Source organism: Mycobacterium gastri, assembly GCF_002102175.1.
Classification (GTDB): Bacteria; Actinomycetota; Actinomycetes; order Mycobacteriales; family Mycobacteriaceae; genus Mycobacterium; species Mycobacterium gastri.
The window spans coordinates 1-2,536 of sequence record NZ_LQOX01000026.1 but is presented as its reverse complement, the minus strand read 5'-3'; the positions used below and the strand labels follow the sequence as shown (position 1 = coordinate 2,536).

Here is a 2,536-nt window from a genome sequence, read left to right as displayed (position 1 = left end):
CGGCGCATTGCTGCGCCGGGGCCCCCTCAGAACCGAGCAAGCGGGTTTCCCCGCACTCGGCTCAAGCAAGCCGCGAGGGCTGTGCGGGTTCCGGTCTCCTGCGTTGGCGAGCTTGCAAGCTGCGGTGGCAGGAGGCGTGTATCAGGCGGGTCTGGTCCCCGTCCGGCGTGCCGCCTCGCCCGTGGTGGGTGAGGTAGTCAGCGGCGATCGCCCGTTTGACAACGCGCAGCCACCAGCGCTCCCACTCACGTGGGGATTGCGGTGGTTGGCTGGGCGAGAGGATGTGGTCCCCGCATAACGGGCAGCACCCATCCTGCTTGGCTAGCAGGCGCAGGTTGTAGCTGTCCAGCGGAGGCAACACCTTTCGTCGCCGTGCGGCCCAATAGAAGGTGAGGTCAGGATCGTCCGGAGACGCCCCGCCGGTGACCAGTTGGTGCCGGACAATTTCGGTCCAGGAGAATCTGGTCAGGTGCGCGATGTCGCCGCGGTCGTTGAGCACGTGATCGCGGGAGCCGAACACCCACCGGTCATTCCTGAACCGGTTGAACCGGCCGAAGTAGCGGCGCACGACCCACCTCTTCGGCTTCCTTGGGTGAGTGTGGCACGCCCACCGGTAGGTGAGCCGCCACAAATAGTCGTCCAGTGCGCGAAATGCCTTGCTGGACACCACCCCTCGGTAATAAGCGGCCCAACCCCGGATGATCGGGTTGAGCCTGGCGATAACCGCCATCGCGTTCGATCCACGCATACGGCGCATCTCGTCGGCGAGCCTGTGCCGAATCCGCATGACCGCGTCGCGGCTCGGTTTGATCAGCAGCTTGCCCGGCCCATTCCCGCGCCGATACCGGCGCAAGTTGAAGCCGAGGAAATCAAAGCCGGCCTCAAGGTGCACAATGCGTGTCTTGTCCTCGTTGAAGGCCAAGCCCCTCGGAGCCAGCCATACTGCCAACCGCGCCTTCACCTGTTCGGCCTGCTCCCGCGAACAGCAGCAAACCGCCAGGTCGTCGGCATACCTCACCAGGATCGGTGTTCCCTCCACCGACTGCCCGGCATGAGTGCCAGTCGTGCGGTAGCGGACACCCGCGGCCTCTTCCAGACCGTGCAACGCCACATTCATCAACAACGGACTGATCACGCCGCCCTGAGGAGAACCCTCTTCGGTGGGCGAGAACCGCCCCTTTTCGATCACCCCCGCCCGGAGCCAGCGCTCAATGAGTCCCCTCGCGGGGAACCCCTCGAGCGCATCGAGCAAACGGGAATGGTCGATCTTGTCGAACGCAGCCGCCAAATCGGCGTCGAGGATCCAGACCCGACGAGCACGAGGCCCATTCAGGGTCGCGAACAACGAGCCGATAGCGTCAGCGCAGCTGCGGCCGGGACGGAACCCGTAGGAACGGGCCTCGAACCGGGCCTCCCACTCCGGTTCCAGCGCGTTGCGGACCCGTGCCTGGTGACACCGATCCATCAACACCGGGATACCGAGCGGGCGCAGCTTCGCCCTGTTGCCGGCCTTCGGAATGTACACGCGCCGAACCGGGATCGGGACCCATTCCGAGCGGCTGCCGTGCACACGCACCGCTATGTCCGCCCGTTGTGGCGACGATAAGGCAACCTCGCCGTCGATCCCGGCCGTCCGACGTCCGGTATTGCGCTGAGTGACTTGCCGCACGCTCGTCAGAGTGTTCGACCACGACCCCAGCATCAGTTTTTGCAGTGACCGGACCGTGGCCCAGTCCTGCTCCCGCGCCGCCTTGAAGATCCTGCGCCGCAACCGGATTACGTTCTGCTCATGGACACGCCAGTCGACGAAATCCCAATCCACAGCAACGTCCTCGGGTCCGTTCACCACAATGGTGTCCAACTTGCCCCTTCGGTTCGTCAGGCCGTCGGCCTCGGTGTTCAAAGGCTCACCTGCCCACGTCAGCACCCTTTCGGGTCCGGTCGCATGGACCGGCATCCGGTCGGTTCCCCGCGACGACCGCCTGGAGCAGCAGCCACGCTGTCGTGAGTCCCGTCGCCTTTCGGCCACCGTCATCCGCTTCTTGGGCATCCTGTCCCGCCGAGGGCTTCCGCCCCTCTCACGATCGGCCTACCGACACAACAAAGTCTCGGACCCCGACGGGGTTTCCACGTTCCGCGCACACGAGACACGACCGGGGTGGGCGCTCCCTTAACCCCGGGGCCGGCGGTGTTCACACGACTCGCGACAATTAACGAGTCGCCGCTCGCCGCCTCCACCAGCGGCCAGGCCCTATCACCCGGTTATTCGTCCCGTCGTCACCAGGCTAGATGTCACGAGGCATCATCAGGAGTTCACTTACGTTCGCCCGTCCAGTCTTTCCCTCGCCCGGTTGCTCCCCCGGACGGAACGGGGGCCCTTGGGCTTTTGCCCCGAGCTTCGCACCCCGGCAGGCAGGACCTGCCGACGCACGTCAGGGCGGGAACCGATCTCGAACACTGATCGCGAACTACGCGTCCGGCATAACCGGCCTCCAATCCGCGAGTTCACTCGCCATACGCGACCTCGTGTCGCACA

The 2,536-nt window shown here is 65.3% G+C and carries 1 protein-coding gene; it reads right to left on the bottom strand.

Annotation, left to right across the window (positions count from 1 at the left end; genetic code table 11):
* Nucleotides 1-61: 61 nt before the first annotated feature.
* A complete protein-coding gene (gene ltrA / locus AWC07_RS02535; protein WP_085104938.1) occupies nucleotides 62-1,957 on the bottom strand; it encodes a group II intron reverse transcriptase/maturase in 1,896 nt (631 codons plus the stop codon).
* Between the last annotated feature and the right edge of the window lie 579 nt (nucleotides 1,958-2,536).

Excerpts from the sequence above, each read along its gene's own strand:
- ltrA (WP_085104938.1), bottom strand. The coding sequence starts at position 1,957 with ATGCCGGTCCATGCGACCGGACCCGAAAGGGTGCTGACGTGGGCAGGT.